We start from the raw sequence: 23,589 nt of genomic DNA on the forward strand, positions 1-23,589 counted from the left end.
ACACATTAAGTGTCGTTTTTTACGTGCAAAGATTATGACTTATTGCGACTTTCTTTTGTAAATGCTCTGAGCTTGCGCTTTTGAGATAAAGTCATTTTATTACTACGGCTAGCATAAGGGTTATCCCCTTCTCGGAACTCTATCTTTATAGGTGTGCCCATAATGTTAAGCGCTTTGCGATAGTAGTTCATCAAATAACGTTTATAGCTATCCGGTAAGTCGTGAACCTGATTACCATGAATAACGATCCTTGGTGGATTATAACCACCAGCATGAGCATATTTCAGTTTTACACGGCGACCACGTACTAATGGAGGCTGATGATCTGCCTGTGCCATATCCATGATACGACGCAGCATGGCTGTGCTAATACGCTTGGTTGCTGACTCATAAGCTTCATTTACCGATTCAAACAAGTGACCAACGCCCGTGCCATGTAGAGCCGAGATAAAGTGTAAGCGAGCAAAATCAATAAACCCTAAACGACGGTCAAGTTCAGACTTAATACGCTCTTTTACGTAGTCATCCAATCCATCCCATTTGTTCACCGCAATTACCAATGAACGTCCTGAGTTAAGAGCAAACCCTAATAAGCTCAAATCTTGATCTGAAATACCTTCTCTCGCATCAACAACCAACAACACAACGTTAGCATCTTCGATAGCTTTGAGGGTTTTGATAACAGAAAATTTTTCGACTACATCACTGACTTTCTTACGTTTACGCACACCTGCCGTATCAATAAGTACGTATTCACGCTCATTACGCGTCATCGGGATATAAATAGAGTCTCGTGTTGTGCCAGGCATATCATACACAATTACTCTTTCTTCACCCAATATACGGTTAGTCAGTGTTGACTTACCTACATTAGGGCGACCAATGATAGCAAGCTTAATTGGCTTATCTTCAAAACCAGACTTACCATCTTCGCCTTCACCTTCTTCACCCTCAAGATATAACTCAGCCAATTCAGCATCGTCTTGCTGTAGCTCATCTTCTTGACTGGCAAGCTCAGCAATAACAGGCTGTAAAGTCACCTCAAGTAATTGAGTCACACCCCGTCCATGAGCCGCAGCGATTTGATAAACTTCGCCTAACGCTAACTGGTAAAACTCCGCACAGCTTGAGTCTGCATCAATGCCATCTGTTTTATTAGCAACCAGAAAGCACTTTTTTTGCTGTTTACGTAAGTGTTGCGCTATGGCCTGATCAGCGGCATTCATACCCGCACGCGCATCAACCAGAAAGAGTACAATATCAGCTTCTTCAATCGCTAATAGCGATTGCTCGGCCATTTCTGTTTCAATACCTTCTTCAGAACCATCAATACCGCCAGTATCGACTACGATGAATTCGTAACCATCATAATTGGCTTGACCGTATTTGCGATCACGCGTCAGACCTGGAAAATCAGCCACTAAAGCATCTCTAGTACGCGTTAAGCGGTTAAACAGTGTGGATTTACCCACATTAGGTCGCCCAACAAGAGCGATCACCGGAAGCATAGACTACCTCTTTAATAAACAACAAAAGGCTTCGCAAAGCGAAGCCTTAACAAACTTAACTAAATATTAAGTGTTACGGAATTTTTACTGCGCTGACTTCACCATCTCGGGTGTATAAAATCAGTTTATCATCAGCTTTTACTGGCTCAGTAAAAAAGCCCGAACTATCAAACGATTCACGTGATACTAACTGACCTGATTGTTTATCAAGCCAATGAAGATTACCTTCTTGGTCACCCAAAACTATGTATTCGCCTGCTACTGTTGGGGCTGTTAAATACCAACCTCTAAGTGCCGGCTGGCTCCAGCGCTCAATACCAGACTCTTTGTCTAGGGCGTAGACCACTCCATCGCTGTCGACAATATAAATAATATTTAGATCTATGGTTAAATCGCGATAACTACTATATTCTCGCTTCCAAACCACATTACCGTTACGAACATCAACTGCCGCTAAATTACCATTATAGCCGATTGCATATACTAACGCGCCGCTAACTACAGGTTTAGTATCGACATCCACCAAACGCTCAAACTCTGATGAACCTTTAGCCAAAGCAACGTCAACGCTCCATGCACTGTAACCGTTTTCTGCTATTAGCACTGAAAGCTTGCCACTTTCCTCGCCAAACAGCACACCGCCATTTGCTGAAGTAGGAGAACTTAACCCTCTTAGTGTAAGAGCTGGTACTTCTTGTTCATGGCGCCAACGCTCTTCTCCAGTATCAGGGTGCAATGCGAGTAACTTACCAGAACCCAAATTAACATATATCAGTCCATCACCTGCGGCCGGAGATGAAAGTGCTTCACCTGGTACATTTTTGCGCCAAACTATCTCACCTGAATCTCTATTAATAGCAATCACTTCACCATGCTCAGAGCCGATGTAAATGTTGCCATAAGCCTGCAAAATACCACCTGATAACTTGGCGCTATCGTTGTCTTCCCACGGCCAAAATGCAGGTTCTTTGCGTGTGTCAGTCTCCCACAAAGTTTTACCTGTATTTGCATTAAGAGCTTTAACCTGCCCGTAACGTTCAGCCACAAATACCATATCTTGATACACGGCAGGCGTCAGTCGCGAGAAGTAATGTTCAACACCGCTGCCAACACTTTCTTGCCAAACGATCTGCGTTTCAAACTGGTTGGTTATTTGTGGCAATACCAGTTCATCTTCATCATCATCACTTGATGAACATCCTAACAACGACGCCATACATAGCGCCAAGGTTGCCATACTAAGCTTCTTCATGCTGATGACTCCTATGCAGCTGGCTGAGCGGCTGCTAAGTCGTCTAACTTAATTTTCAGCAGAGTATTTGCATTACCAGATGACGCATCTAAAGCGGCTTGATACTGGCTTTTGGCCTGTTCTTTATCGCCCTTGGCTAAAAGTACATCACCTTTAATTTCAGCGATTTGTGCTTTAAAGCTCTCAGGCATAGGCTGATTTAAGGTCGCCATTGCCGCATCAAACTGTTGTTGTGCTAATTGAACACGAGCCAAGCGAGTTAATGCAGTTGCCTTTAATTCAAGACTAGCTACGTTATCAGCAGCCCACTGCAGCTTTTGCGCAGCTACATCAAGTTGCTCTTTATCTGCTGCTTCTTTCGCTGCAACGAATGCAGCTAAAACCGCATAACTAGAATCGGCATTCTCTTTAACAAAGTTCTCACTAGCCGCTATTACATCATCACTTTCAACAAATTTGTTGTAAGCATTTGATGCAGCTTCAGCTGTTTCGATTTGATTCTGGTTATAGGCTTTCCAGCCGTACAAACCACCAAGGCCAATCACTATGCCCAACGTCAACGACACACCATTTTCACGGAAAAATCGTTTTATGGCTTCTGCCTGTTGTTCTTCTGTTGAGTAAATTTCCATTCTAACCTCTTATACTGTCAGTGCTTGCAATAAGGTTTTCACCTCAGCTAAAGACACTGTAATTTGTTCTTTTTGTTCTCGCAGATACTTTACGGTGACTTTACCTTCTGCAAGCTCATCTTCACCCAAAATTAGGGCAACTAAAGCATCGCTTTTATCTGCGCGTTTTAATTGTTTCTTGAAATTACCACCGCCGGCATGAACCATGACACGTAACCCTGACACATCAGTGCGCAACTGCTCAGCGATAACAGGCGCTTGAATGCTAGCTTTGTCACCCATTGCAGCAACATATACATCCGCACTACGGCGGATCTGACCCACACATTCAAGCTCTTGTAGCATCAGCACTAGACGCTCAAGACCCATGGCAAAACCTACTGCTGGGGTGGCTTTACCACCTAGCTGCTCAACGAGACCATCATAACGACCACCTGCACAAACGGTACCTTGTGCGCCAAGACTTTCAGTTACCCACTCAAAAACCGTGCGATTGTAATAGTCTAAGCCTCGAACCAGCTTTTCATTGACCTGGTATTCGACGCCAGCGGCATCTAAACGTTCACATAAATTTGCAAAATGTGCTTTTGACTCATCATCTAAGTGCTCTGACAGCTTAGGTGCATCAGCGAGTAGAGCTTGTACTTCTGGGTTTTTGCTATCGAGTACACGCAAAGGATTACTATGCATTCGGCGCTTACTATCTTCATCAAGCTGCTCTTCATGCTGTTCTAAGAAGGCAACTAAGGCATCACGATATTGTGCTCGTGCTTCATTTGACCCCAAAGAGTTAAGCTCTAAGCGAACATATTGGCTAATTCCAAACTCTTTCCACAAACGTGCTGTCATTAGGATCACTTCAGCATCAATATCCGCACTGGCAATACCGAAGGTTTCTACACCAAACTGATGAAACTGACGATAACGCCCTTTTTGCGGACGCTCATGGCGGAACATCGGACCCATATACCACAGGCGCTGTTCTTGGTTGTACAGCAACCCATTTTCGTTTCCTGCACGAACACACACTGCCGTCCCCTCAGGACGAAGCGTCAAGCTATCGCCACTTCGGTCTTCAAAGGTATACATTTCCTTTTCGACAATGTCGGTCACTTCGCCAATAGAGCGCTTAAATAAATCGGTAGATTCAACAATTGGAAAACGGATCTCCTGATAACCATACGACGCCACCGTTTTACGTAACGTATCTTCGACCTTCTGCCATATTTGCGTTGTACCAGGCAGACAATCGTTCATACCACGAACTGCTTGAATTTGTTTTGCCACTGAAATTCCTAAATAAATCTGTTTTTTATCAAAGCGATTGCCGCAAAGTACCGTATTTGCGTAAAAAATTAATCGCTTATTATACCCAAACCGACTAAAAATGCGACCAACTAGCTAACCTAAGCACCCAGGTGCCCATTTACTGGTTACTGATTGGTATGAGTCGGTTATTCAACAATTTTGATATCTATCTCGCCCTGTTGTTCTTTTTTAGCAACAAATTCACGAACTTGGGCTTCTAACTGCTCAACTATATTGTCATTGTCGATGCGTAGTTTCTGGCGCTCGCCATTAATATATAAGCCAGAACGACGATTTGCTCCCGCCAGGCCAATATCACTTACTAAAGCTTCACCAGGGCCATTAACCACACACCCAATAACAGATACAGAGATCGGCGTAATAATATCTTCTAAACGCTCTTCTAGTTGGTTCATCGTGCTTACTACATCAAACTCCTGACGAGAACAACTTGGACAGGCGATAAAGTTAATGCCACGAGAGCGAATTCGCAGAGATTTTAGGATATCAAACCCTACTTTGATCTCTTGTACAGGGTCTGCCGCCAATGAAACTCGCAGAGTATCTCCAATCCCTTCGGCCAACAACATCCCCAAACCCACTGCTGATTTCACCGAGCCCGAACGAAACCCGCCCGCTTCAGTGATCCCAAGGTGCAATGGCTGGTCGATTTCTTTAGCAAGTAAACGGTATGCACCAACAGCTAAAAATACATCAGAAGCCTTTACGGACACTTTGAATTGATCAAAGTTAAGTCGCTGAAGAATTTCTACATGGCGCATCGCTGATTCTAATAACGCTTCAGGCGTTGGCTCACCATATTTTTCTTGTAGGTCACGCTCTAAAGAGCCACCATTAACTCCTATGCGAATAGGAATATTGCGTTCTGCTGCCGCATCGACAACAGCACGTATACGATCCTCTGAACCGATATTACCGGGGTTAATCCGCAAGCAATCGGCACCGTATTCGGCAACTTTTAAAGCAATCCGATAATCAAAGTGGATATCCGTGACCAATGGAATATCAACCTGTTCTTTAATACTTTTAAAGGCTTGTGCAGCATCCATGGTAGGCACTGATACACGTACGATGTCCGCCCCTGCATCCTGAATGGCTCTTATTTGTGCCACAGTTGCATCTATGTCAAGCGTATTGGTGTTGGTCATAGACTGTACAGCAATGGGGGCACCGTCTCCAATCGGCACATTTCCTACATTGATGCGGGTCGACTTTCTGCGTTTAATAGGAGATTCTGAAAACATGGATGATTACTCTGCTAACGGTAATTTGAATTTTGCTAAACGGTTTCGAGGAAGTGCCGATAGGTCGACTAGCTGACCATCAAGTTCAACATCAACAACCTGATGCTTACCCAACACGACCGAAAAAGGTGCTTTACCATCAACTGTCATGGTATAGCCCGCTTTTTTAACACCAAAGGCAATACGCTCTTCTGTTGCATCAAAAATCTCGACCCAACTGTCATCTTTGAAGCGCATGACTATTGTGCTCAAAGAGGCATCTTTATTGTCTGTGGCACGCTGTGATACGTTCGGTTCAGAAGTATTCACATTTGCAACTTCCTCACTGACGATCTCGTCCTCAAGATCACCTATGGTATCATTTTGTACCGCGGTGTTCTCACTTTCAGCAGTTATTTTTTGCTCATCGCCATCTTCAAGTGTCGCGCTATGCTCATCTAGGGAAGTTGTGTCATTCGCACTTGATATATCATCTGGCTTAACTACCGCAGCCTTTGGTTCAGCGGGTGTATTTTCTACAGTACTGTTACTGCTTTGCCATACCCACACTCCTGATGAACCGATAACAAGCGCCAAAATAAGATAGCTAAATATCATTAAACGGTTATCGCTAGCTTCTTTTTCTGTGCGTCGTGAGAAACTTTGCATTCGCTTGGTCGCCTCTGGCGCTTTTGGTGCATCCATCAAAGCCAAAGTCTTTTCAACATCTAAATCGAGTAAGCCACAATAGCTCCTGATATAACCCCGCACAAAGGTCATGGGACCTAAATCTTGATAATCATCTTGTTCGAGTTTTGTTATCTGCAATGCTGTTAACTTTAGACGTGCTGACACATCTTCAATGCTTAACCCCGCAGCAACTCTCGCTGTATGTAGCGATTGTCCTGAGGTTGGAGTCTGTTCTTCCATTTCAATGTTTTCTTGTTTCATAAAACGTAACTATCAGGGTCCACTATCAGAATCCCGTAACCTTCGGTTAAGGCCACATCGGGTGTTAACTCATTCCATCGCATTAAATCATCGATCAGCAGTCCGTGCTGAGTCGCAATTGTAAACAAAGTATCACCCGCTCTAATCGCGTGGGTGACTGCCGGATTATTTAAATAAACTTTTTGACCCGCGGCCACTTTATCCGATTCTTTTAAGTTATTCCAACGCAATAAATCAACCAGTTTTATATCGTATTTTACCGACAAACTGAATACATTTTCACCAGCATTCATAACATGGAACGGTACCCTTGGTACCTGAACTTTATTATTCACCAATGGCAGTTGGCTCGCAGCAATTTCACTTCCAGCGGGACGTACTTTAACAACGGTGCCTGAATTTGGTATAAATTTAACTTCACCTGGTTCTGGCTCGTAAAATCGAACCTGACCCACCACCTGCTCGTCAGATAATGAAGCGTCGTAGTTCGGGTTTTTACCCTCTTTTTTGCTCGGTTTAGTCTCGTTATCGCGGTTCGAACCACTTTGTTCGCCCGCTATAGTAGTTTTACCGCCTGAATGCGCTGTGAATTCAGTATCAGTTATTAAAGAAACACTGCTGCTCTTTGCTTGTACTGATGGATTTACTTCATCTTGTTGTGAAACGACCTTACGCTTAATTTTTATCTGTGGCTTTTGTACAACATGAGAAGGAGCTTGCGTGATTGTTCTTAGTTGAGCCAAGCGGTACTGCTCTTTTAGTCGCACAAACTCACTATTTTCTAGCGCATTGTTGAGCACAACTTTTGCTTGATAAGACTCAGGGTAAGTCTGAATAAGCAAGTCAGAAACTTCTTGCGCCTTTTGTAAGTGCCCCATACTGGTATGCAGCAAGTGCTGTAATAGCAGGCTGCGAGGTGAAATAAATCCCTTATCAGCATAATTTTGCACAACCGCCATTGCCTGATGTAAGTCACTTTTTGCATAAAACAACGCAGCTAAGCTTATCAACGCCGACTGACTACGACCATCATGATCAATGGCACTATTTAAATAGTCTTCAGCCTTGGTAAAATTATCTTGCTTAATGGCGCACAAAGCTAAGTTTTCGTAACTACGAGAGACTCTCAGATAACTTGGCACATCAATGGCTTTGAAAAACTGCTCTTGAGCAGTTTGATACTCACCAATGCGACACAAGAATGTACCGTAGTTATTCAATGTATTTGGGTTATTTGGGTCGATATCAAGCGCTTTTCGATACGCTTTGCCTGCACGTTCTTCTTCGCCAACCTGCTCATAGTAATATGCCAACGAATAATGACCTTGCGGCAATTCTGGCGCGAGCTGTAACGCTTTTTCAAGATTGTATTTGGCTTGGCTGTTATTACCCACTCTCAAATACTGCAACGCTAGGGTAATACGAGTTTTTGCAGCCTCTTGGTTATTTGCTTCACTTCTTACGTTTGGTTTATTTCGGGTCACTGAACTTGTCTCAGTCACACACCCCGCCAAAAGGCTTAAAACTATCGGTAAAATAAAGCAAGAACGCATGCACCACCCATCATGTAATAACATTGTGCCCTTATACTACCTAAAAGTCCTTATGATTCATCTATTTTTTATCATAAGGACAACTTTTTTGGCGTTAGCCCGCATTTACATTAACAGCAATTGCATTATCAGCACGTTGCTGTTTTTTTGCTAACCGCTTGGTTCTGTCTACCACGTCACCAACTAACTGACCACATGCAGCGTCAATATCATCACCGCGAGTACGGCGAACGATACAAGTCAGGCCCGCAGCTTGTAGTACTTTTGAAAAACGATCAATACGACTATTGCTTGAACGGCCATATTCATTCCCAGGGAATGGGTTAAACGGGATCAAATTGATTTTAGACGGTGTACCTTTGAGCACCTTCACTAATTCATGAGCATGATCGGTACTATCGTTCACACCTTGCAGCATAACATACTCTATCGTGACGTCTTTGTTCGCCTTAGAGCCATCAATGTAACGACGACACGCAGCTAAAAACTCTTCAATCGGGTATTTTTTGTTGATTGGAACAAGCACATCACGTAGTTCATTATTCGGAGCGTGTAGAGAGATTGCCAGCGCCACATCAATCTTCTCTTTTAAAATATCTAAGGCAGGCACAACACCTGATGTACTCAATGTTACGCGACGTTTAGACAAACCAAATGCCCAATCGTCCATCATCAGTTCCATCGCTGGCACAACGTTGTTAAGGTTGAGTAATGGCTCACCCATTCCCATCATCACCACGTTGGTCACAGGGCGTTTTGTACTGTCGCCATCATGCATACCGATGTCTTTCGCTACACGCCACACCTGACCAATGATCTCAGAAACTTTGAGGTTGCGGTTAAAACCCTGTTGAGCCGTTGAACAGAAGGTGCACTCTAGTGCGCAGCCAACTTGTGAAGACACACACAAAGTAGCTCTGTCTTTTTCAGGGATCCAAACGGTTTCTACTTCCTGCCCCCCATCTAACAACAAAGCGTATTTGATGGTGCCGTCGCTGGCCACTTGTTTGACGGAAATTTCTGGAGCTTTTATTTCACACTCTGCAGCCAATTTCGCTTTTAGCTTTTTATTGATGTTGCTCATCTGTTCGAAGTCATCAACACCGAAGTGGTAGATCCATTTCATCACTTGATCAGCACGAAATGGCTTTTCGCCGAATGTAGCAAATAGCTCGCGCATCCCCTCGCGGTTTAAATCAAGTAAATTAATCTTTTTCTCGGTATTGGCCATGAAACAACCTCAATTCAGGTGACGGTATAACATTTATAAGGTAGCCGCACATTGTACAAAAAACGAACAGCTATAACAATCCTAGCACGCGTGCTTTGCTAAATATTCAAAATGAGAATGGACTAAACCTTTAGCAAAACATTCTAGGGACGAAAAAAGGGCTCTAAAGCCCTTCTTTCATGCTCACTGACTCGAAATTAACGAGTACGTGGGCAGATTTCTTCTTCAGCGAAGAAGTAAGCGATTTCGCGAGCAGCTGATTCAGGTGCGTCTGAACCGTGTACCGCGTTCTCGTCGATGCTGTCTGCGTAGTCAGCACGTAAAGTACCAGCTAGTGCTTCAGCAGGGTTAGTAGCACCCATGATTTCACGGTTCTTACGAACTGCATCTTCACCTTCAAGAACCTGAACCATTACAGGACCTGAAGTCATGAAAGAAACTAAAGCACCAAAGAAAGGACGCTCTTTGTGCTCTGCGTAGAAACCTTCAGCTTTCTCTTGAGAAAGGTGAACCATTTTAGAAGCAACGATCTTAAGACCAGCTGATTCGAAACGGTTATAGATTGCACCGATGTGGTTTTTAGCTACCGCATCAGGCTTGATGATTGAAAAAGTACGCTCTAAAGCCATCTTTTTTGCTCCAAAATAGTTTGTGATTATTGACGGGCGCGAATTATACGCGTTTTAGCTGCAAAAACCTACTACATTTACCTGCTATGTTGCGAAGTTAATGCGCAAGCAAACGGCATTCCTAATAAAACAATTTATGATCTACATCAAAATATCCCCTTCATACATCTCTTATACTGCCCCGCTTTTTTATTTCAGTGTCAATTTTGACCCCAACAGCTGGCTTGTACCCAGTTCAATGTATGAGGTTTTACTATGTTTGTACCAGAACTCCTTTCGCCTGCGGGTAGTTTAAAGAATATGCGTTACGCTTTTGCGTACGGTGCTGATGCCGTCTATGCGGGTCAACCACGCTATAGCCTACGTGTTCGCAATAACGAATTTGATTTAGATAATTTGGCACTGGGTATTAACGAAGCCCACCAACAAAACAAAAAACTTTACGTCGTTTCAAACATCGCACCGCACAATAGCAAAGTAAAAACTTACTTACGCGATATTGAGCCGGTGATTGCCATGCAACCCGATGCGCTGATCATGTCAGACCCTGGTCTCATTATGCTAGTACGTGATAAATGGCCAGATATGCCCATCCACCTATCTGTACAAGCCAATGCGGTTAACTATGCCAGCGTGCAATTTTGGGCCAAGCAAGGGATTGAGCGCGTGATCTTATCTCGAGAACTCTCACTGGAAGAAATCGCTGAAATTCGCGAACTGTGTCCACAAACCGAGCTAGAAGTCTTTGTACATGGCGCATTGTGTATGGCCTATTCTGGACGCTGTTTGTTATCTGGATATATTAATAAGCGCGATCCAAACCAAGGCACCTGTACCAACGCTTGTCGTTGGGAATATGACGTAAAACCGGGCAAAGAAACCGAAACGGGTGAGGTAGTACACAAAATAGACCCTAAATCCGTTATTCCAACGCTCGGTGAAGGCCAACCCACTTCTGAAGTGTTTATGCTCGAAGAACAAGGCCGCCCTGGTGAATACATGCCCGCATTTGAAGATGAGCATGGTACTTATATCATGAACTCTAAAGATTTGCGTGCCGTGCAGTATGTGGATCAGCTCACTAAAATGGGCGTACATAGTTTGAAAATAGAAGGCCGTACTAAGTCTTTCTATTATGTTGCTCGAACAGCGCAAGTGTATCGTAAAGCCATCGACGACGCTGTTGCTGGTAAGCCTTTTGATCCAAACCTGATGCACACCCTAGAGAACTTAGCTCATCGTGGATATACCGAGGGCTTTTTAAAGCGTCATGCCCATCAAGACTACCAAAACTATGAATATGGTCACTCAGTGTCTGATAAGCAACAGTTTGTTGGTGAAGTGCTAGGCCGCCACGATAATGGCTTGGTAGAAATTGATGTGAAAAACAAGTTCTGTACTGGACACAGTCTTGAGCTGATGACTCCGCAGGGTAATATTGCCTTTAACCTAGAGCATATGGAGAACAAAAAAGGTGAACGCATTGACGATGCCAAAGGCTCTGGTCACATCGTAAAAATTCCATTGCCTGAAGACATCAATTTAGATCACGCTATTTTAATGCGTAATCTAGATGACAACCAAGACACACGTAATCCATTTAAAAAGGCCTAATCATGGCGTTGATGATCAATTCCAAATGCATCAACTGTGATATGTGTGACCCTGAATGCCCGAATCAGGCCATCTATTTTGGTGAAAAAATCTATGAGATTGACCCAAATAAGTGTACTGAGTGTGTCGGGCACTATGATACTCCCACCTGTGTGAGTGTGTGTCCAATTGACTGCATCAAGCCTGATCCCAATCACAAAGAAGACTTAGATACATTGGCACAAAAGTACTTGCGTTTGACAGGTCAAATCTAACTCTCATCTGAACTAGCTTTATGACCAGCTAGTTCAGATTATTTAAGCTATTAGGGCCCCAAAAAGCGACTGGGTTCATAGGCGTCGACATCTTGTAGCTGAGTGAACTTCCTCTCCAACACACTAAAATAAATGGGCATCTTCATTTTAAGGCGACGCAAGCGCTGGTAATGATACTTATCCAACTGAGTGTTGCTCAATAAGTAATCTAATAGCTTTTTCTGCTCTGCGCTTGTATAAGCGGCTCTGAAAGGGATCACCCTATCTAGCAGTAAATGCAGGCTGTCTCTGCCAAACTTATAGCCATTTAAATATGGAAATGCCTCGGTTAACTCTAATGCACGGCCATAGTTACGCTCATATATCGCTTCGTACATCACAGACGGAGATGCTTTACCGACTGCTCGATAATCATTCAAAAATTGATGGTAATCACCCGTTTCAAACTCCAAAAAAGCAGCTTTATAAAAATCAATATACCATGCGTTTTGCATCACGATATCAAGCGCTTTATGGCCAATATTTGTAAACAGACGTTACGCTAAATAGTTTTGTTCATGGGGAAGAGATTGATTACCTAATTATATAATTTTTGGTTTTATTTCACTTATCCCGTCCACAATACTGTCTATTTTAGATAAATGTTCAGCACCTCCTTTTCATATCCCCACTAAACAACAAACAGCCTAGAAATTATCACTACTCACTTTCATTAAAAATGATATTTCCATACTCCCCCCATTGCTCTAACATCTTTTCATATTCCAGATTACTATTATAGCAACCAGAAAAGTTAACAAGTGTTCCATCTTTGTATTTAATATCAAATCTAACCTTCCTAATCCAATTCCTATGCTTATAGCTATAAATAAAATAAAAACCTAAATACTTTAACTCATCCAGTGGAATTCTTTTATCATCAAAACAAACAGCATCGCTAGTCAAAAAGATATCATTCGCCCCTTTAAAGTACGAGTATAATGAGTAGATAAAATAAACCATAAAAAATGGTGTTAGGAAGTACAAAATCTTTTCTTTCCCATAATCAACTAAACTTTCATTAAAATACCAATACACACCTTGGCTTGAGAAAAAAAATGACAAAACAATTTCATAGTTAATCTTTTTCTTTTTTAGATGTAATTTCTTCATACTTTCCATAAAAACACAGTGGATACATTACTCTCCACTTGTTGTAAAAACCAACTTTGGTAATGTGCTGTTACTATAATAATTAGTTTTAAGTACCAAAACCCTACTTCGCTAATTTCTACACATACCTTTGCTATAAGCCAACTAATTCTATCGTAATAATGGGTCTTTTCACTCATCTGGGACTGAACAAACAAAAAAGGCTCACATGGTGAGCCTTTTGGTGGGAATCTTCTATTTGATTAGAATTTGTATTCGATGCCTAAACCTAGGTAATCACGCTCAACTTGGTTATCACCATCAAATGTTGAGTAGAAACCGTATAGTTTAGTCGCTTTGTTTAGCTTGTGGTCGATACCGATTGAAATACCATCTAGCTTGTCGCCTTGGTCAAAATCAAGTACCTGATATTGTGCTTTTAACGTGTTTGCACCAAAGCTGTACGCGGCATTTAGCAAGTAGCCATCAGCTTCTTCAGAGCCGTCAACTTTCTCTTGCATTTGATATATAGCGCCAAGTTTAAAGTCAGCTACTTTACCTTGTACTGAGAAACGTACCGCATCGCGACCTTTTACTTCGCTATCTACAGCAACTGCTGCGTAGATAGATGATTTTTTCAAACCACTGTCGCCGTAAGTTAGCGCAGTTGAAAAACCATTTTCACCGTCTTTTTTGTCTTCAGCGATGTAAGTACCTAACACTTTAAAACCATTGAAGCTCGCAGACTTATAAGAAATTGAGTTACCTAAACGGTTTTCACCCTTGAATAAGTTTTTGATGTCACCTTCAAGGTCGTTGAATAAATCAAGCTTGCCTTGTGATTGCTTAAACGCTGTATCGTTGCGGCCAATAACTACTTCACCAAAGCTACCTTTTAAACCCACGTATTGGTTACGTGCTGTGATGTTGTCATCTTCACCTTTTGAATCAGCGTCAGACAAATCTACCTGAAACTCAAGTTTGTAGATAACTTCCAGACCACCTTCTAGTTTTTCAGCGCCTTTGAAACCAAAGCGAGATGCATTACTTTTGATCTCTGTCGCTGAACCTTCACCTTCATCACTTGATTGCAGTGAAACGTTCGCTTTACCGTATACTGTTACATCAGCATAGGCATTTAATGAAAGCGCACTCAATACAGAGAACAAAAGTGCAGAGTTAGTCAGTTTCATGTGTATTTCCTCAATATCGCAACACGTTAATTTTCAAAACAAGCGCAGTTTGCCAGCGCTTAATGACAGAAATATTACACACACTTAAAAGCAGTAAAAAAACTGACTTAAATATGAAATCATAAAGAAACATTTGAAAATATTTCAACAATAACAATAGAGTAAAAAATTACCCAAAAAGAAAACATGTCATAAAAAAACAATACAAATGACATTATTTTAATGACATAAGCAAACTTGTAATGGTTTCTATCTGTTCTTTTTGCTCATTATCTTTGTGATAAGCGATAAAAATTTCTCGTGATACCTGATCAACACAGTCAATATGAAATAGCTTACCTTGTTCGATCATATCTTGGGCCAGAGCTTGCGGAATAAAGGCACTGCCACCACATTGCATGATTAAATCTAGCGCAATTCTGCCGGTGCTGGTTCTAAAGTAAGGTGGTGTTGTGCCTGCAAACTGCTTAGCATGCCACAACGAAAAAGCAGTTCCCCAATCAACATATACGTACTGATTGTTAAAAAATGCCAATGCGTCTTCACACTCAAAGGTACTCACCGGAATAATTGGCAGATCACGAATAGGCTCGACGACTAACTCATCGACTTTTGGGGGATCAAACAACACAGCCAGATCTAGTGTACGTTCAAGTAACAGCCTGGTGCTCTCTTGCTGCGCTTTAACTTCAGCAACCAAAGAAACCCCTGGCATTGCGGCAACGATATTATTGATACCAAATTGCAAAAATGCATCCCAAATATTGGGGGTGCCTGAGAGTGAAAGCTGTTTATGCATGTTATTCGCCAGTGCAACATCAACCTTGGCCCGCTGCATTCCCGTCAAGATCATGGTGGCGTGAGGTAATAATCGTTCACCTGGCGCTGTCAGCTGAATATTGTTACGCTGACGAATGAACAAATTCACCCCTAAGCTTTGCTCTAATTGGCGAATTCTGAAACTCACAGCCGATTGAGTTATATACAAATTTTCTGCAGCTCGACCAAAATGACGAGTCTTTACTACTTCCACAAAAGTTTTTAACAGATCTATGTCCACTTTTGTTCCTTACGATAAAAAAAACTTGTTTAAAAAATTTCTATTCCTGATCCATACTCCACCCAATATCAAAGTGAGGATTTAGTTATGGAACAAAACCTAGCGAACTTACATAACGCCTTTGCATGCCCACGCGCCTTTTACGACGACGCCAATTTTCCAAGAGGCTTTAGCCGCAGCGGTCACTTTACGCTCGCTGAAGCTCAGGTCTTAGAGCAACATGGTGTAATACTAAAAAGCTTATACAACAAAGATTGTGAACCACAAAATAGTTTTCAACTTCAGTTTGTTAATGTAATGGATGGTCACCTACCGCCAACCAATGTTTTTGAACGAGCTTGGGCTAAATACCTCAAGCTTACGACGTGCAAGACTAAATTTCACACACTTTTTGGCCGCTCAAGAATTGTGCCTGACCCATCTATGCAACAATATAGCAGCGCTGACGACGAGCTATAAGTTAATTAGGTGCAGTGTATATAAAGCATTAATGTTTTGTATACTCTGCACCTGACAGCCAAGCCTAATCAGACCCATTTAACTTACAAAAAAGAAATATAAAGCATTATTCTAGACTAACCTATAGCATTGCTTTTTGCCCAAGATCAGTTTACAACTAACAAGTAAACTAGAATAACAAGGCTAGGTTGTGGCTCGACGAATTCTTATTATTGAAGATACTCCAACAATTGCAAAGGTACAAAAGCACATTGCGGTGTCTTGTGGCTATGAGGCCGATATTGCAGGGTCACTTGAGCAGGCAAAAACGTTGGTCGCAGAGCATAATTATTTTTGCGCTGTCGTTGATTTTATACTCCCTGATGCCCCAAGCGGTGAGGCAATACCATTTACCGTTGAAAATGAGATCCCAACGATTGTTATGACGGGCAATATAGATAACCGTACCAGAGAAACAGTTGATAAATACCCCATCATTGACTACATCACTAAAGAAAATAAACAAGCCTATCAGTACCTTAAAAACCAACTCACACGCTTGCCCAGAAACGAAAACGTCAAAGTTCTTGTTGTCGAAGATTCACGTCACTCTAGAATGTACATCAGAAACCTACTTGAGAGACATAAATATCAGATACTAGAAGCATCTGATGGCATTGAAGGGCTAGAAATCTTAAAACAAAACCCAGATATCTCAGTGATCATCGCTGATAATGAAATGCCGAGAATGAATGGCGAGGAGCTCTGCGCAGAAATTCGTCGTCTGTACAGCAATGAAGACAAGGTTATTATTGGTGTGTCTGGTTCAGATGCACCTCATTTATCAGCTCGCTTTTTAAAGAGCGGTGCCAACGACTATTTATGTAAACCTTTCAATGCCGAAGAATTTTACTGCCGACTGAGCCTCAACGTGGATATGCTCGATCATATCGCAACCATTAGGCTTCAGGCGAATACCGACTACCTAACCAAGCTTCCCAATCGCCGCTATTTTTTTGAACAAACAATTCGTGAGCAAAAGGTTCGTACTGCCAAACAACTCAATAGCAATCTTGCCATGATTGACATCGACCACTTTAAGCATATCAACGATAACTACGGTCACGATGTAGGTGACGACGTACTGAGCACATTCGCGACACTGTTTGAGAGGTTTTTCCCAAACCAGCTGGCTGCCAGAATGGGAGGGGAAGAGTTTGTTGTATATTTCTTAGACAATACAGCCGAACAAAACCTCGAAGCACTAGAATTGTTTCGACAGTATGTTGAACTGAACAGTGCTTCTTTTACTCAGCATCGGGTCGCGTTCACAGTATCAATTGGCTTTGTCTCAGCCTTAGAGCCGAAAATTGACGGCTTATTAAAAATAGCCGATGAAAAATTATATGAGGCTAAAGAGCACGGCAGAAACCAAATCCAGTATTAATAAAAAAGGGCTATGTGCCCTTTTTAATTAGCTGTACCTAGCCTTTCGGGCACTGTGATAAGAGTCCCAACTAAATAAAGCCAATGCACTCCATATAAATGCAAATGTCACAACTCGCTGCGCAGAAAATATTTCACCGTAAAACACGACAGCCAAAATAAACATCAAACTGGGTCCGATATATTGGAAAAACCCCAATGTTGAGTACGGTATTCTCTTAGCTGCCGCAGTAAAGCATAGTAAAGGCAAGGTTGTTACCACTCCTGCACTGATCAAAAGCACATTCGTTAGCAGGCTATTTTGGACTAAATCTGATGTTGCCGTAGGCGCGCTAAAATACCAATACGCTATCGCAAAAGGCATTAGTATAACGGCTTCAAGTAATAATCCTGGTAAAGATTCAACAGGAATTTTTTTGCGGATCAAACCATAGACAGCGAACGAACCGGCTAGTGAAAACGCGATAATAGGAAAGGAACCAAAACTTAGCACTTGAATTGTGACTCCAATAACAGCCAGCGCCACCGCAACGAGCTGCCACTTTCGCAATCGTTCCGCCAGAAAGATCATTCCCAATAAAACATTCAGCAGAGGGTTAATGTAATAACCAAGACTGGCATCAAGAATATGGTTGCTATTGATGGCCCAAATAAACAGTCCCCAGTTAAACCCTAGCAGCCCAGCACTGACGCATAACATCAGCATCAACTTTGGTTTTTTCAGTATATGCTGAACTTTGTGCCATTGCTTTAACAAAGCGATAATGATGATCACAAACACCACCGACCAAATCACCCTGTGAGTTAGAATTTCAATTGCATCAACTGTATTTAATTGCTTGAAGTAAATAGGCGCTAGGCCCCACATAAAAAATGCCAGTACAGCAAAAATGTATCCCTGTTGCTGTGTTGTGCTTTGACCCATACCACCCCCTAAAAAATTGAGGCGGCATTATACCTGTTTTGTGGAAAAATTAATGACTAATTAGGCCGCATAAATGTAGATTTATTTGCAGCGATTGTCGGACATTATCCCACCAAATAAGTGCCTGTACCAAAGGCTAATTGTATGCCCAGCTCATTGTGCAATTCCATCCGGCAAACACACACTTTATTGCCCGAACGTATCAACGTCGCACTGGCAATGAAATGCTCCCCCCTTCCGGGACGAAGAAAATCGGTGCGAATATCAATCGTGCCCAATGTGGCCAATTTATTAGGAACGCTATGTAATTCCTCTGCTGAGAGTTTATCAATGATTGAGGCGGCAGCCAGCAATCCACCTACATTGTCAAGGACAGCGGAGATCACTCCACCATGGAGTATTTTTTGTGTTGGATTACCGATAAATTCATCTTTCCACGGCAATTGTATTTGTGCCTTATCTGCACTGAGCGTTTGTATACTAATCCCTAAAAAGCGATTAAACGGCATTTTTTCAACAAAAATATTGCCTACTTGGTTGAGCAACAATGCCTTATCCATGTACTTCCCCTGAACACTCATCTGACCAGTAAATTTAAGTCCAGAATGGTTATTTTGCAAGCATTAAAAATTACAGACAAGCGTGTCAAAAACAACTAGAATGCACGGCGATGGAAAACCAAGCCCCCAATATAGAACAAACCAACATCCACACCGTACTCAAAGAAATTTTTGGCTACAGTGAGTTTCGTGATGGTCAAAGCGCTGTAATTAATGCCGTTCTTTGTGCACAAGATGCCTTGGTATTGCTGCCAACAGGTGGTGGTAAATCATTGTGCTATCAAATACCAGCTTTAACCCTGCCGGGCCTAACTGTGGTTATATCGCCACTCATTTCACTGATGCAAGATCAGGTTGCTCAACTCCAAGCCCTAGAGATCAAAGCTGAATTTATCAATAACAGCCTCACTTTTGAGCAGCAACAAGATATCTATCAGCGCCTACATCACGGTGATATAAAACTGTTGTACGTCGCTCCAGAAAAAGTACTGCAATACGAATTTAAAGAGCGATTAAGTAATCTCCACATCAGTTTATTTGCTATTGATGAAGCGCACTGTGTGTCACATTGGGGGCATGATTTTAGACCCCACTACTGTCGTCTGAGTGAATTAAAGCAGCAATTTCCTACAGTTCCGATGATGGCGCTCACCGCCACAGCCGATATTGCTACACGCAATGACATCGTACATCAGCTAGGACTGAGTCAACCCTATATCCACACTGGCAGCTTTGATAGGCCAAATATTCGTTACACCATCGAAGAGAAGTTTAAGCCACTATCACAGCTCATGCGTTATCTAAAAACTCAAAAAGGTCAAAGCGGGATCATCTACTGCACTAGCAGGAAAAGAGTCGATGAGGTAGCCGAAAAACTCGCTGACGCAGGCTATAATGCCGCGGCATACCACGCAGGAATGAGCAATGAGCAACGCCAATTCGTACAAACGGCCTTTGCCCGAGACGATGTTCACATCGTAGTAGCCACTGTCGCCTTTGGGATGGGGATTAACAAACCAAATGTGCGCTTTGTTCTGCACTACGACATTCCAAAAAGTATCGAAGCCTATTATCAAGAAACAGGCCGTGCCGGCAGAGACGGTCTAGCCGCAGAAGCGATTATGTATTTTGACCCTGCTGATATTGGCCGCGTAAAACGCTTTTTCGAAGACATTACTGATGAGCAAAGACGTCGTGTTGAAGAGCAACGTTTTAATGCTATGGCGAGCTTTGCAGAAGCACAAACCTGCCGAAGACAAATTCTACTAAATTACTTTAGTGAGTATAAGCGTGAACCCTGCGGCAACTGTGATATCTGCCTCAATCCACCGAAACGCTTTGATGGCACTTTGGCGGCCCAACAAGCACTCTCATGCGTTTACAGAGCTGAGCAACGGTTTGGCCTAGGGTACATTGTTGATGTACTGCGAGGGGCAAACACAAGTCGTATTAGAGACAATCAACATCATACACTTAGCACTTATGGTATTGGTAAACAGCACAGTAATGAGTTTTGGTTAAGCGTATTAAGGCAACTGATCCATCACGGATTACTCGCGCAAGATATTACACAAGGTGCCAGTTTGCGTTTGACTGAAGCCGCTAGAGCTGTTTTAAAAGGCGAGTACACTCTACAACTTGCAGAACCTAGGCTACAAGCAAAACACGTTTATCAGGACAAGCTGGCACAGTTCAACTACGATAAAAAACTCTTCGCAAAACTTCGTAGTTTACGCAAAGAACTGGCTGATGAAGATGACGTGCCACCCTATGTGGTATTTAATGACAAAACGCTGGCAGAGATGGCGCAACTTATGCCCACCTCAGACAGCGAGTTCTTGAAGGTATCAGGGGTCGGCTTTACCAAACTCAGTAAATACGGTGCACCTTTTATGCAACTTATTCGTAATTATCTTGCTGCCAGCTAATTTGCTAAGAGAAAAATCATGAGCCAAGTCGAATTTGACCCAGAATATCAAATACTGATCATTACACCAACTTGCCTGCCCGATGCGGACGAATTTGAGCTGTGGAGCAGTATTTTTTTACACTATCCAAACCACATCCAAATCCTAGAGTTTTTTCAAGGAGCGGACCGCCACCAACTGCGGTTTAGCTACGCCCAGCAAAGCTTCAACCTCAACTTTGAGCACTACAGTGAGAGCATTTGGGTAGCGCCGGAAGGGCAAGAAGCCGCAACTTTTTTGTCTGAACTAGGGCAATTATTCCTATCAAATTCTTAATTATGAAATAGACTTAAAGGCTAGGGTTTGTTTATAGTAAAGCATTCATATGGTTAAATAATTGATTGGGAGTTGCGAATGAAGGCACTGAAATGCAATCACTTTTTAGTCATTCTCAGCGCCCTAATATCCACCTCAAGCGTTGCTAACAGCTTTGAGAGCATCACAAAAAGCTGTACCAACCAAAGAGCTGAAGAGCCTCTCAACAGCAACTTGCAGCGCCAACTCGATAGAGACCCTAAGCTACCACCTGAGGGCAAAACCAAACGCATTGAGACCGTGAGTTTCCACCAGCTCAATGTTTTTGATACTAGTTTGCCCGAAGAAAATAATGCGCTGTTTCGTTTTGCTAACCGCGCACATATAACCACAAAACCAGAAGTATTACGCAGCATATTATTGTTTAAAGAGGGTGAGTTATACTCACAAAAAAGACTCATAGAGTCAGAGCGATTACTCAGAAATCAAAACTTTTTGTACGACGCTCGAGTATTTGCCGAAGAAGACTGCCATGGCAACATCCATGTGAATGTAGTTACCCGTGATTTATGGACATTACTGCCAGAATTGAGCTTTAGCCGTAGCGGTGGCGAGAACTCATCTCGCATCGGTTTTAGAGAAACAAACCTGCTTGGCTGGGGAAAGAGGTTGTCACTCACACATACCAGTGACAAAGACCGCTCTGGTTACTTATTTGTGTATGATGACCCCAACATACTGTCATCGCGCTATCGTGGCCGTATTGAATATGCAGACAATGATGACGGAAAACGTCACTACATTGGTGTAGATTATCCATTTTTCTCAACCGAAACACCTTATAGTTATGGTATATCTGACTACGAAAACCGACGCGTAGAGTCTTTGTACGAAGCCGGAGAAGTGGTGTCTGAATTTGAACATTTCACTCAAATATCTGATATGTACTTTGGCGCAGCTACAGCACTGACTAGCGATTGGACCCAACGCTTAAGTGTCGGCTTTCGCCACCAAGAAGATGTATTCAAAGAGAGTTCAACGACTCGCTTGCCTATCGCTAATGATAGAACTTTAAGCTACCCATACGTTAAGGGTCATTGGTTTGAAGACAACTACATTAAAGTCAGAAACTTTGACTCTATCTACCGGACTGAAGATTTAAATTTAGGCTGGAACATCAATGCCACGCTCGGATACTCTGACTCGCAACTAAGCAATGATGATAGCCACTGGGTTTATCAACTGTCGGCACAAAAAGCTCATTTTACCTCAGATAGAAGTTTGTGGCGCGTGGCCTTATCACTTTACGGACAATGGAATAGCGAGCAAAATACCGCACGTAACATGATCTCTGAGGCAAATTTTGAGTATTACCTTAATACCAGTTTATACCAGTCTTGGTATGCCAAAGTTCAACTCCGATTTGCTAAGAACCTCACTGAAGATATGCAATTAACCTTAGGCGGTGAAACTGGCCTGCGAGGTTTTCCAATTAACTATCAACATGGTAGCAAAAGCGTATTAGTGAATTTGGAAAAGCGCTACTACTGGGAATATGATCTACTACAACTGTTTAAAGTTGGCGGTGCGCTCTTTTTCGATATTGGTCGTGTACGTGGCCATTCATTAGTAAACAGTGACCCCAATTACCTAAAAAACATCGGTATGGGGCTACGCCTTGCACCTAGCCGTGCCAACGCAGGATTAGTACTGCATTTAGACGTTGCAGCCCCAATTAACGGACCTGAAAACATTGATGGCATTCAATGGTTGTTTACCGTAAAGAATCGCTTTTAAGTGTTACATCGCTATGCTATAACCATGCAAATTTCAGTTATCGGATAGAGACTTGTCTTACTTAACAACTTTATTAACGGAACAATATCGCTTAGTGATCACGGTGTTCGTGTTGCTACTTTTTCCTATCATTTTTAAATACAGCCAGCGGGTACTAGAAAGAGTAACCCAAGGGAAAATAGACGCACACCGTCAGCTCAGAGCCGAGCTATTATTAAAAATAATCACAGCTATTGTGTTGATATGTTTGTTACTTGTTTTTTGGGGAATTGAACTTCGAGGGCTATTGGTACTGGGTTCCTCTTTGTTTGCAATGCTGGGGGTCGCACTCTTTGCTGGCTGGTCTTTACTGAGTAATCTCACCTCATTTTTGCTGATGTTTATACAAAATTATTGTCGAGTTGGAAACTGGGTGCGTATTGTAGAAGGAGCAAACTACATTGAAGGCTGTATCATTGAAATGGGCTTAATGAATGTTGTTCTGAAAAATGTGGATGGTCACCGCGTCATTTATCCAAATAACTTGTTTGTCACTCGCCCTGTATTAGTGCTTTGCGAAGAACCAAGTAAACCCAAAGCACCTGCGCCCAAACGAGTATTGGGCCCCAAAAAGTGAGCAAGTAGCCTACACGTGTGGGCTA

The 23,589-nt window shown here is 42.4% G+C and carries 23 protein-coding genes; 8 read left to right on the forward strand and 15 right to left on the reverse strand.

Annotated features, from left to right (window positions below; all coding sequences use genetic code 11):
- Positions 1–32 precede the first annotated feature (32 nt).
- The 9 genes from der to ndk form a co-directional block, all read right to left on the reverse strand.
- Entirely contained in the window at positions 33–1,508 is a 1,476-nt protein-coding gene (gene der, locus BIW53_RS01275) for a ribosome biogenesis GTPase Der (protein ID WP_070989871.1), read from the reverse strand.
- A gap of 73 nt (positions 1,509–1,581) precedes the next feature.
- Positions 1,582–2,760 carry an outer membrane protein assembly factor BamB gene (bamB, locus tag BIW53_RS01280; RefSeq protein ID WP_070989873.1) on the reverse strand — a complete coding sequence of 393 codons (1,179 nt, stop codon included), beginning with the start codon at positions 2,758–2,760 and terminating at the stop codon, positions 1,582–1,584.
- 11 nt (positions 2,761–2,771) lie between these two features.
- A complete protein-coding gene (locus BIW53_RS01285) occupies positions 2,772–3,392 on the reverse strand; it encodes a YfgM family protein (protein ID WP_070989879.1) in 621 nt (206 codons plus the stop codon).
- A 9-nt stretch (positions 3,393–3,401) separates the two neighbouring features.
- A complete protein-coding gene (gene hisS, locus BIW53_RS01290) occupies positions 3,402–4,679 on the reverse strand; it encodes a histidine--tRNA ligase (RefSeq protein ID WP_070989881.1) in 1,278 nt (425 codons plus the stop codon).
- Positions 4,680–4,846: 167 nt separating this feature from the next.
- Positions 4,847–5,965, reverse strand: a complete 1,119-nt coding sequence (gene ispG / locus BIW53_RS01295; protein ID WP_070989883.1) for a flavodoxin-dependent (E)-4-hydroxy-3-methylbut-2-enyl-diphosphate synthase — start codon at positions 5,963–5,965, stop codon at positions 4,847–4,849.
- Between the two features lie 6 nt (positions 5,966–5,971).
- Entirely contained in the window at positions 5,972–6,895 is a 924-nt protein-coding gene (locus BIW53_RS01300; protein WP_070989884.1) for a RodZ domain-containing protein, read from the reverse strand.
- Positions 6,892–8,472, reverse strand: coding sequence for a type IV pilus biogenesis/stability protein PilW (pilW, locus tag BIW53_RS01305; RefSeq protein WP_342671966.1), 1,581 nt, complete (start codon positions 8,470–8,472; stop codon positions 6,892–6,894). Before pilW ends, BIW53_RS01300 begins: the two co-directional genes overlap by 4 nt.
- Before the next feature lie 70 nt (positions 8,473–8,542).
- A complete protein-coding gene (rlmN, locus tag BIW53_RS01310; protein ID WP_070989886.1) occupies positions 8,543–9,679 on the reverse strand; it encodes a dual-specificity RNA methyltransferase RlmN in 1,137 nt (378 codons plus the stop codon).
- A gap of 197 nt (positions 9,680–9,876) precedes the next feature.
- Positions 9,877–10,308, reverse strand: coding sequence for a nucleoside-diphosphate kinase (gene ndk / locus BIW53_RS01315; protein WP_010377338.1), 432 nt, complete (start codon positions 10,306–10,308; stop codon positions 9,877–9,879).
- Between the two features lie 255 nt (positions 10,309–10,563).
- On the opposite strand from ndk, the gene trhP reads away from it, so the two are divergent.
- Positions 10,564–11,922 (forward strand): prephenate-dependent tRNA uridine(34) hydroxylase TrhP, encoded by a 1,359-nt coding sequence (gene trhP / locus BIW53_RS01320; RefSeq protein WP_070989887.1) that lies wholly within the window; start codon positions 10,564–10,566, stop codon positions 11,920–11,922.
- 2 nt (positions 11,923–11,924) lie between these two features.
- The gene (locus tag BIW53_RS01325; protein ID WP_070989888.1) at positions 11,925–12,176 is read left to right on the forward strand and encodes a YfhL family 4Fe-4S dicluster ferredoxin; all 252 of its coding nucleotides are present in this window, start codon (positions 11,925–11,927) and stop codon (positions 12,174–12,176) included.
- Between the two features lie 50 nt (positions 12,177–12,226).
- Here the strand turns inward: BIW53_RS01325 and BIW53_RS01330 are convergent, their stop codons facing one another.
- The 4 genes from BIW53_RS01330 to BIW53_RS01345 form a co-directional block, all read right to left on the reverse strand.
- A complete protein-coding gene (locus BIW53_RS01330) occupies positions 12,227–12,673 on the reverse strand; it encodes a hypothetical protein (RefSeq protein WP_139158754.1) in 447 nt (148 codons plus the stop codon).
- A gap of 202 nt (positions 12,674–12,875) precedes the next feature.
- Positions 12,876–13,328: a hypothetical protein gene (locus tag BIW53_RS01335; protein ID WP_070989891.1), complete on the reverse strand. Its 453-nt coding sequence runs from the start codon at positions 13,326–13,328 to the stop codon at positions 12,876–12,878.
- 242 nt (positions 13,329–13,570) lie between these two features.
- Positions 13,571–14,500 (reverse strand): porin, encoded by a 930-nt coding sequence (locus BIW53_RS01340; RefSeq protein WP_070989893.1) that lies wholly within the window; start codon positions 14,498–14,500, stop codon positions 13,571–13,573.
- A gap of 214 nt (positions 14,501–14,714) precedes the next feature.
- Entirely contained in the window at positions 14,715–15,560 is an 846-nt protein-coding gene (locus tag BIW53_RS01345) for a LysR family transcriptional regulator (protein WP_070989895.1), read from the reverse strand.
- A gap of 87 nt (positions 15,561–15,647) precedes the next feature.
- On the opposite strand from BIW53_RS01345, the gene BIW53_RS01350 reads away from it, so the two are divergent.
- Entirely contained in the window at positions 15,648–16,019 is a 372-nt protein-coding gene (locus BIW53_RS01350; RefSeq protein ID WP_070989897.1) for a MaoP family protein, read from the forward strand.
- Positions 16,020–16,209: 190 nt separating this feature from the next.
- A complete protein-coding gene (locus tag BIW53_RS01355; protein ID WP_070989899.1) occupies positions 16,210–17,445 on the forward strand; it encodes a diguanylate cyclase in 1,236 nt (411 codons plus the stop codon).
- Positions 17,446–17,472: 27 nt separating this feature from the next.
- Here the strand turns inward: BIW53_RS01355 and rarD are convergent, their stop codons facing one another.
- Together rarD and BIW53_RS01365 are read right to left on the reverse strand one after the other, a co-directional pair.
- The gene (rarD, locus tag BIW53_RS01360) at positions 17,473–18,369 is read right to left on the reverse strand and encodes an EamA family transporter RarD (RefSeq protein ID WP_070989901.1); all 897 of its coding nucleotides are present in this window, start codon (positions 18,367–18,369) and stop codon (positions 17,473–17,475) included.
- Positions 18,370–18,473: 104 nt separating this feature from the next.
- Positions 18,474–18,929, reverse strand: coding sequence for a thioesterase family protein (locus BIW53_RS01365; protein WP_070989903.1), 456 nt, complete (start codon positions 18,927–18,929; stop codon positions 18,474–18,476).
- 110 nt (positions 18,930–19,039) lie between these two features.
- Here BIW53_RS01365 and recQ point away from each other — a divergent pair, with 110 nt between their 5' ends.
- The 4 genes from recQ to BIW53_RS01385 all read left to right on the forward strand — a co-directional run bounded on the left by recQ (position 19,040) and on the right by BIW53_RS01385 (position 23,564).
- Entirely contained in the window at positions 19,040–20,857 is a 1,818-nt protein-coding gene (gene recQ / locus BIW53_RS01370; protein ID WP_070989905.1) for a DNA helicase RecQ, read from the forward strand.
- 18 nt (positions 20,858–20,875) lie between these two features.
- Positions 20,876–21,172, forward strand: a complete 297-nt coding sequence (locus tag BIW53_RS01375) for a DUF3630 family protein (protein ID WP_070989907.1) — start codon at positions 20,876–20,878, stop codon at positions 21,170–21,172.
- Between the two features lie 78 nt (positions 21,173–21,250).
- Positions 21,251–22,948: a POTRA domain-containing protein gene (locus BIW53_RS01380; RefSeq protein WP_139158755.1), complete on the forward strand. Its 1,698-nt coding sequence runs from the start codon at positions 21,251–21,253 to the stop codon at positions 22,946–22,948.
- Positions 22,949–23,000: 52 nt separating this feature from the next.
- Positions 23,001–23,564, forward strand: coding sequence for a mechanosensitive ion channel domain-containing protein (locus tag BIW53_RS01385; RefSeq protein WP_070989909.1), 564 nt, complete (start codon positions 23,001–23,003; stop codon positions 23,562–23,564).
- Positions 23,565–23,589 lie beyond the last annotated feature (25 nt).

The sequence above is a fragment of the Pseudoalteromonas byunsanensis genome (assembly GCF_001854475.1).
GTDB classification, from domain to species: domain Bacteria; phylum Pseudomonadota; class Gammaproteobacteria; order Enterobacterales; family Alteromonadaceae; genus Pseudoalteromonas; species Pseudoalteromonas byunsanensis.

Bases quoted from the DNA above. Each gene is read 5' to 3' on its own strand.
- der (WP_070989871.1), bottom strand. From the start codon at position 1,508: ATGCTTCCGGTGATCGCTCTTGTTGGGCGACCTAATGTGGGTAAATCC.
- recQ (WP_070989905.1), top strand. From the start codon at position 19,040: ATGGAAAACCAAGCCCCCAATATAGAACAAACCAACATCCACACCGTA.
- ndk (WP_010377338.1), bottom strand. From the start codon at position 10,308: ATGGCTTTAGAGCGTACTTTTTCAATCATCAAGCCTGATGCGGTAGCT.
- BIW53_RS01340 (WP_070989893.1), bottom strand. From the start codon at position 14,500: ATGAAACTGACTAACTCTGCACTTTTGTTCTCTGTATTGAGTGCGCTT.
- BIW53_RS01325 (WP_070989888.1), top strand. From the start codon at position 11,925: ATGGCGTTGATGATCAATTCCAAATGCATCAACTGTGATATGTGTGAC.
- bamB (WP_070989873.1), bottom strand. From the start codon at position 2,760: ATGAAGAAGCTTAGTATGGCAACCTTGGCGCTATGTATGGCGTCGTTG.
- ispG (WP_070989883.1), bottom strand. From the start codon at position 5,965: ATGTTTTCAGAATCTCCTATTAAACGCAGAAAGTCGACCCGCATCAAT.
- BIW53_RS01380 (WP_139158755.1), top strand. From the start codon at position 21,251: ATGAAGGCACTGAAATGCAATCACTTTTTAGTCATTCTCAGCGCCCTA.
- trhP (WP_070989887.1), top strand. From the start codon at position 10,564: ATGTTTGTACCAGAACTCCTTTCGCCTGCGGGTAGTTTAAAGAATATG.
- pilW (WP_342671966.1), bottom strand. From the start codon at position 8,472: ATGTTATTACATGATGGGTGGTGCATGCGTTCTTGCTTTATTTTACCG.
- BIW53_RS01365 (WP_070989903.1), bottom strand. From the start codon at position 18,929: ATGGATAAGGCATTGTTGCTCAACCAAGTAGGCAATATTTTTGTTGAA.
- rlmN (WP_070989886.1), bottom strand. From the start codon at position 9,679: ATGGCCAATACCGAGAAAAAGATTAATTTACTTGATTTAAACCGCGAG.
- BIW53_RS01375 (WP_070989907.1), top strand. From the start codon at position 20,876: ATGAGCCAAGTCGAATTTGACCCAGAATATCAAATACTGATCATTACA.
- BIW53_RS01300 (WP_070989884.1), bottom strand. From the start codon at position 6,895: ATGAAACAAGAAAACATTGAAATGGAAGAACAGACTCCAACCTCAGGA.
- BIW53_RS01285 (WP_070989879.1), bottom strand. From the start codon at position 3,392: ATGGAAATTTACTCAACAGAAGAACAACAGGCAGAAGCCATAAAACGA.
- BIW53_RS01350 (WP_070989897.1), top strand. From the start codon at position 15,648: ATGGAACAAAACCTAGCGAACTTACATAACGCCTTTGCATGCCCACGC.
- rarD (WP_070989901.1), bottom strand. From the start codon at position 18,369: ATGGGTCAAAGCACAACACAGCAACAGGGATACATTTTTGCTGTACTG.
- BIW53_RS01335 (WP_070989891.1), bottom strand. From the start codon at position 13,328: ATGAAGAAATTACATCTAAAAAAGAAAAAGATTAACTATGAAATTGTT.